Origin of the sequence: Streptococcus mitis (genome assembly GCF_005844455.1) — a bacterium.
GTDB classification, from domain to species: Bacteria; Bacillota; Bacilli; order Lactobacillales; family Streptococcaceae; genus Streptococcus; species Streptococcus mitis_BF.
In genome coordinates, this window is record NZ_SPGF01000078.1 from 1 (window position 1) to 6,501 (window position 6,501).

General features: G+C 39.7%; 8 protein-coding genes. 6 read left to right on the forward strand and 2 right to left on the reverse strand.

From position 1 onward, the window contains the following. The coding region (locus tag FGQ53_RS10750) for a helix-turn-helix domain-containing protein (RefSeq protein WP_138338708.1) at positions 1–234 on the reverse strand (234 nt) is incomplete at its 3' end. A 19-nt stretch (positions 235–253) separates the two neighbouring features. Between FGQ53_RS10750 and FGQ53_RS10755 the strand changes: the two genes are divergently transcribed. Together FGQ53_RS10755 and FGQ53_RS10760 are read left to right on the forward strand one after the other, a co-directional pair. Continuing rightward, positions 254–661, forward strand: coding sequence for a hypothetical protein (locus tag FGQ53_RS10755; RefSeq protein WP_249339647.1), 408 nt, complete (start codon positions 254–256; stop codon positions 659–661). A 56-nt stretch (positions 662–717) separates the two neighbouring features. Then, positions 718–1,056: a YlbF/YmcA family competence regulator gene (locus tag FGQ53_RS10760; RefSeq protein ID WP_000065969.1), complete on the forward strand. Its 339-nt coding sequence runs from the start codon at positions 718–720 to the stop codon at positions 1,054–1,056. A gap of 13 nt (positions 1,057–1,069) precedes the next feature. On the opposite strand, the gene FGQ53_RS10765 is transcribed toward FGQ53_RS10760, so the two are convergent. Continuing rightward, a protein-coding gene (locus FGQ53_RS10765; RefSeq protein WP_138338711.1) for an IS5 family transposase occupies positions 1,070–1,875 on the reverse strand; the annotation gives its coding sequence in 2 pieces (ribosomal slippage) (positions 1,070–1,498 and positions 1,501–1,875; 804 coding nt in all). A 133-nt stretch (positions 1,876–2,008) separates the two neighbouring features. Here FGQ53_RS10765 and aroA point away from each other — a divergent pair. Genes aroA through FGQ53_RS10785 form a run of 4 tightly spaced genes read left to right on the forward strand, consistent with a single transcriptional unit; the run spans position 2,009 to position 5,898 of the window. Beyond that, positions 2,009–3,292 carry a 3-phosphoshikimate 1-carboxyvinyltransferase gene (gene aroA, locus FGQ53_RS10770; protein WP_138338714.1) on the forward strand — a complete coding sequence of 428 codons (1,284 nt, stop codon included), beginning with the start codon at positions 2,009–2,011 and terminating at the stop codon, positions 3,290–3,292. After that, positions 3,285–3,761 carry a shikimate kinase gene (locus FGQ53_RS10775; RefSeq protein ID WP_138338716.1) on the forward strand — a complete coding sequence of 159 codons (477 nt, stop codon included), beginning with the start codon at positions 3,285–3,287 and terminating at the stop codon, positions 3,759–3,761. The genes aroA and FGQ53_RS10775 overlap by 8 nt, the downstream gene beginning before the upstream one ends. Further along, the gene (pheA, locus tag FGQ53_RS10780; protein WP_138338719.1) at positions 3,758–4,606 is read left to right on the forward strand and encodes a prephenate dehydratase; all 849 of its coding nucleotides are present in this window, start codon (positions 3,758–3,760) and stop codon (positions 4,604–4,606) included. Before FGQ53_RS10775 ends, pheA begins: the two co-directional genes overlap by 4 nt. Further along, a complete protein-coding gene (locus tag FGQ53_RS10785; protein ID WP_138338721.1) occupies positions 4,603–5,898 on the forward strand; it encodes an LCP family protein in 1,296 nt (431 codons plus the stop codon). The genes pheA and FGQ53_RS10785 overlap by 4 nt, the downstream gene beginning before the upstream one ends. Positions 5,899–6,501 lie beyond the last annotated feature (603 nt).

A 6,501-nucleotide genomic window follows, 5' to 3' on the forward strand; every position in this document is an offset into this window, starting at 1 on the left:
GTGAATGCCAAAATCAGCCGCAATTTGTTCATAAGTGCGGTATTCTCGCATGTATTGAAGAGTAGCCATGAGGAGATTTTCTAAGCTTAACTTGGGAGTTCGTCCACCTTTTGCGTGTTTATGTTGATAAGCTGTTTTTAACACAGCTAACATCTCTTCAAAAGTAGTGCGCTGAACACCAACAAGGCGCTTAAATCGTGCATCAGTTAATGGTTTACTTGATTCATAATTCATAGAACTATTGTACCATATTTTGTTTCGCAGGAAGCCTAATGATTTTATTAATAGCTATAATCAAAATTCTAATAGCCCATTAGAAAATATCAAAAAAGGAAATATAAAAATAAAATATTTCGCATCAAGCTACGGATATTACTTGGAACTTTTACATGCAAATGATACTGATAAAATCAATGTAACAATAAATCAGACAAATGAAAATAGTGAATCTGGTGTTGCAGGAATGAAAGAAGTATTTCATGATATTGTTAAATCGATTGAATCATCCTTATCTGATGATGAGATAGATAACTATTTTGATAATCTTATGTCAAATGAAATAAAAACAGGTTCTAATTTAGGAACTTTGAAGATCGAGTATATACCAGATAAGGAATTAAGCAATGGATATTCAAGAGGTCATATAAAAGTGATTGCATAATAATAATGACCACAGAGTGACTAGTAATTTTAAAAGAAATAAATAAGGAGAAAATCATGTCAAATATTTACGATAGTGCAAACGAACTCAGTCGCGGTCTACGCGAATTACCAGAATACAAGGCTGTTAAAGCAGCTAAAGATGCGATTGCAGCAGACGCTGAGGCAAGCAAAATCTTTACAGAATATGTTGCTTTTCAAGAGGAAATTCAAAGACTAGCACAGACAGGTCAAATGCCAGATGCTTCCTTCCAAGCTAAAATGGAAGGCTTTGGTAAACAGATTCAAGGAAATAGCCTCTTGTCAGAATTCTTTACAAAGCAACAACAATTGGCAATTTACCTTTCTGACATTGAAAAAATTGTTTTTGAACCAGTTTCAGAATTGCTAAAATAGACTTCCTGCGAAACTAAAATCTTAGTTCACGGTTGATAATGCCAGCAATCAAATTCATTCGTAATCCAAACCGTTTGCGTCGATTTCGATAGGTTGTTGAAAATATTTTAAACGTTTTTACTTTGGCAAAAATATTCTCAACCTTGATTCTCTCTTTAGATAGCACATGGTTATAGGCTTTATCTTCAAGAGTTAGTGGCTTAAGTTTGCTTGATTTCCTCGGAGTTTGCGCTTGTGAATACATCTTCATGATGCCTTGATAACCACTGTCAGCCAAGATTTTACCAGCTTGTCCGATATTTCTGCGACTCATTTTGAACAATTTCATATCGTGGCAATAGTTCACCGCAATATCCAATGAAACAATTCTCCCTTGGCTTGTGACAATCGCTTGAGCCTTCATAGCATGATATTTCTTTTTACCAGAATAATTGGCTAGTTGATTTTTTTAGGACGATTGATTTTTACCTCTGTTGCATCCACAATCACCGTATCCTCAGCACTAAGATGAGTTTTTGAAATCGTAAAACCACTTTGAATAAGAGTTGATTCAACCCATTGACTCCGACGGATTAAGTTGCTTTCGTGAATGCCAAAATCAGCCGCAATTTGTTCATAAGTGCGGTATTCTCGCATGTATTGAAGAGTAGCCATGAGGAGATCTTCTAAGCTTAACTTAGGGGTTCGGCCACCTTTTGCGTGTTTACGTTGATAAGCTGTTTTTAACACAGCTAACATCTCTTCAAAAGTAGTGCGCTGAACACCAACAAGGCGCTTAAATCGTACATCAGTTAATTGTTTGCTTGCTTCATAATTCATAGAACTATTGTACCATATTTTGTTTCGCAGGAAGTCTAATAAGAAAATAACTATCATAAAGTCAGGAATTTTTAAGGAATTTCTGGCTTTTTATGATAAAATAGGTAAAAGTATTGCAAGTATGAGGTCCAGTATGAAACTAAAAACAAACATTCGCCACTTACATGGCAGTATCCGCGTCCCTGGTGACAAGTCTATCAGCCACCGTTCCATTATTTTTGGAAGTTTGGCTGAGGGTGAGACTAAGGTTTATGATATTCTGCGAGGTGAAGACGTTCTTTCGACCATGCAGGTTTTTCGTGACCTTGGTGTTGAAATTGAGGATAAAGATGGGGTCATTACTATTCAAGGTGTGGGTATGGACGGCTTAAAAGCTCCACAAAATGCCCTTGATATGGGAAATTCTGGCACCTCGATTCGCCTGATTTCAGGTGTCCTTGCTGGCGCAGACTTCGAAGTAGAAATATTCGGAGATGATAGTCTTTCCAAACGACCTATGGACCGTGTGACGATTCCATTGAAAAAAATGGGCGTTAGCATTTCAGGGCAAACTGATCGAGACCTGCCTCCTCTTCGCTTAAAAGGAACGAAAACCTTAACACCTATTCATTATGAGTTGCCAATTGCCTCTGCCCAAGTCAAGTCCGCCTTGATGTTTGCAGCCTTGCAGGCTCAGGGAGAGTCAGTGATTATCGAAAAAGAATGCACCCGTAATCATACTGAAGATATGCTGCAACAATTTGGTGGTCATTTAAGTGTGGATGGCAAGAAAATCACAGTCCAAGGGCCACAAAAATTGACTGGACAAAAGGTTGTTGTGCCAGGTGATATTTCCAGTGCAGCCTTTTGGTTGGTTGCAGGTTTGATTGTTCCAAACTCTCGAGTAGTGCTTAAAAATGTGGGTATCAACGAAACGCGTACTGGTATTATCGATGTCATTCGTGCCATGGGTGGAAAATTAGAAATGACCGATATTGATCCAGTCGCTAAATCTGCTACCTTGATTGTTGAGTCTTCAGACCTCAAAGGAACAGAGATTGGTGGTGCCTTGATTCCACGCTTGATTGATGAATTGCCCATTATTGCCCTGCTAGCGACCCAAGCTCAAGGTGTAACGGTCATTAAGGATGCTGAGGAGCTCAAGGTTAAGGAAACAGACCGCATTCAGGTGGTAGCAGACGCCTTAAATAGTATGGGAGCAGATATCACCCCTACAGCAGATGGGATGATTATCAAAGGGCAATCAGCCCTTCACGGTGCTAGGGTAAATACTTTTGGTGACCACCGCATCGGCATGATGACAGCCATCGCAGCCCTCTTGGTTACAGATGGAGAGGTGGAGCTTGACCGTGCAGAAGCCATCAATACCAGCTACCCTAGCTTCTTTGATGATTTGGAGAGCTTGATTCATGGCTAAGGTGTTATTAGGCTTTATGGGTGCTGGTAAATCCACAATTGCTAGAGGATTGGACCCTAATTACCTTGATATGGATGCCCTGATTGAGAAGCGCTTAGGTATGTCTATTGCGAATTTTTTCGCTGAAAAGGGAGAAGCAGCCTTTCGTCAGGTAGAATCAGAAGTCCTAGCTGATTTACTACAAACAGACCAAGTTGTGTCAACTGGTGGAGGAGTAGTCATTTCTCAGCGAAATCGTGACTTGCTCAAGACCAATTCTGATAACATCTATCTGAAAGCTGATTTTGAAACCCTCTACCAACGCATATCAGCTGATAAGGACAATCTGCGACCGCTTTTTCTAAATAATAGCAAGGAAGAATTAGTAGCTATTTTCCAAGAAAGACAGGCTTGGTATGAGGAAGTGGCTAGTCGGATTTTGGATGTGACCAAGCTAAGCCCAGAGGAAATTATAGAGGAACTGAGATGAAAATTGCTTATCTAGGTCCCAAGGGATCATTTTCACACCACGTTGTGCAGACAGCAATTCCTCATGAGGAATTGCTGGCCTTTGCCAACATTACAGATGTCATCAAGGCCTATGAGCAAGGCTTGGTGGACTATTCTGTAGTGCCAGTTGAAAATTCTATCGAGGGTAGTGTTCATGAAACCTTGGACTACCTTTTTCATCAGGCACGCATCCAAGCAGTAGCAGAAATCGTTCAGCCTATTCACCAGCAGTTGATGGTGGTCCCAGGTCACACTAAGATTGAGAAGATTTTTTCACACCCACAGGCTTTGGCGCAAGGAAAGAAATTCATCGATGAACAGTATCCAGATGCTCAAATTGAGGTGACTGCTAGTACAGCCTATGCGGCCCGCTTTATTTCCGAACATCCAGATGAACCCTTTGCGGCAATTGCGCCTAGAAGTTCTGCTGAAGAATATGGCTTGGAACTGATTGCCGAGGATATTCAGGAAATGGAAGCCAATTTCACACGTTTCTGGGTTCTGGGAGCTGAAGGTGCAGTTATTCCCTTGCAAGCACAAACTGAAAAAATGAGTTTGGCCTTGACCTTACCTGACAACCTTCCGGGTGCACTCTACAAGGCTCTTTCGACCTTTGCTTGGCGAGGAATTGACCTGACAAAAATTGAAAGTCGTCCACTCAAGACAGCACTGGGTGAATACTTTTTCATTATCGATGTGGACTATACTGATAAGGTCTTGGTCCACTTTGCCCAAAAAGAATTAGAAGCGATTGGAATCCAGTATAAGGTTTTGGGTGCCTATCCTATTTATCCAATATCAGACCATGGAAAGGAGAGAAGATGAGTAAAGAAAATCCCTTAAGCCATCATGAGCAGTTGCGTTATGACTATCTACTTAAGAATATTCACTACCTCAATGAGCGAGAGAAAAAAGAGTTTGCTTACTTGCAAGATAAATTAAATAAGGCAAGTAGTGACGCCACCTCAGAAAGTCAAGAATTGACCGAGGATTATGGAAAGACAAGTGCTAACGCTTCAATTCCTTCTTATAATAGTCGTAGTCGTTCTGATAGATACCAGAAGATCAATTCTCTTCCAAAGAAAAAGACTAAAAAGCGGAAGCTACGGTGGGGGCGTATTTTCGCAGGTTTACTGGCTATCTTAGCTTGTCTAGCATTGGGTATGATTTTTATGTTCTTAAAAGGTTATACCAATGCTAATCCAGATAAAAATACGAATGCCCGGGCAGCTCAAGTAGAAGTATTTCATGGTCAGGATACCAGAGATGGTGTTAATATTTTGATTATGGGTACAGATGGGCGAATTGGTCAAAATAGTGCTGAGACGCGGACTGACTCTATTATGGTATTAAATGTCGGAGGTTCGGACAAGAAAATCAAGCTAGTCAGTTTCATGCGTGATAATTTGGTCTATATAGATGGTTATAGTCAAGTGATTAACGGTAGAAAACAGACAGATAATAAGTTAAACGTAGCCTATGAGTTAGGAGAACAAGAGGGGCAAAAAGGGGCAGAGATGGTTCGTCAAGTCTTGAAAGATAATTTTGACTTGGACATTAAATACTATGCTTTGGTTGATTTTCAGGCCTTTGCCACAGCGATTGATACGCTTTTCCCTGATGGGGTGACGATTGATGCTCAATTTTCAACATTGAATGGGCGTCCACTAACAGAAGCTACAGTCGGAGATGATTTACATGCGACTGAGACTGAGTCTCCAACCCAGACTATTAAAGTCGGAAAACAGCAGATGAATGGTTCGACCTTGCTCAATTATGCTCGTTTCCGTGATGATGATGAGGCGGATTATGGCCGTACCAAAAGACAGCAACAAGTACTGACAGCCCTTCTTCAGCAAATCAAGGATCCAACCAAGCTCTTTACAGGCTCAGAGGCACTTGGCAAGGTATTCGCAATGACCTCAACGAATGTTCCTTATACCTTCCTGTTAACAAATGGCTTGTCTTTCCTAGATGGAGCGCAAAATGGTATTGAAAAATTGACGATTCCAGAACTGGGTGACTGGGTCGATGCCTATGATGTTTATGGAGGCTTGGGCTTGCTTGTCGATCAAAACAAATATCAAGCCAAGCTCGCTCAAATGGGCTTGAGATAAGATAAGACAGAAGAATCAAGGTTCGAATCACTAGTACATTAAAAGTTCAAGTTGTCAATTTATGTATAGATTCTCTGAGGTTTTGTAATCAGGTGTTTTTAAGTAATTGATTTATACTCTTCGAAAATTAAATTCAAACCACGTCAGCGTCGCCTTACCGTATAGATGTGACTGACTTCGTCAGTCTTATCTACAACCTCAAAACAGTGTTTTGAGCAGCCGGTGGCTAGCTTCCCGGTTTGCTCTTTGATTTTTATTGAGTATTAAATGCTATTTTAGACATTGATTTCCATTCTCCATAAGATTTTTTATGCTATAATTAAATGATGTAATTTGTTTTGACGATAGATGAAGTAATATACTGTACCTGAAAATGTTTTTGATTTGGAAATGATAAGTAATCGAATATTTTGTAAATAATATCAGTTTTACTATTATAAGTGTAAAATAATGTGCAAATGGTTTTTATACCAAGATTTCTAGTTCTTTGAATAATGATTAGGATTTTTTACATTTTATAAAGATTATGAAAGTTCTATAATGAGGTTAGCCACCCAGCCCTCCTAAAAATTAGATGGTTCAACTGGTTTATAGCTAGTACTC

Coding starts and splice junctions, on each gene's coding strand:
- FGQ53_RS10775 (WP_138338716.1), top strand. CDS start 3,285: ATGGCTAAGGTGTTATTAGGCTTTATGGGTGCTGGTAAATCCACAATT.
- aroA (WP_138338714.1), top strand. CDS start 2,009: ATGAAACTAAAAACAAACATTCGCCACTTACATGGCAGTATCCGCGTC.
- pheA (WP_138338719.1), top strand. CDS start 3,758: ATGAAAATTGCTTATCTAGGTCCCAAGGGATCATTTTCACACCACGTT.
- FGQ53_RS10760 (WP_000065969.1), top strand. CDS start 718: ATGTCAAATATTTACGATAGTGCAAACGAACTCAGTCGCGGTCTACGC.
- FGQ53_RS10785 (WP_138338721.1), top strand. CDS start 4,603: ATGAGTAAAGAAAATCCCTTAAGCCATCATGAGCAGTTGCGTTATGAC.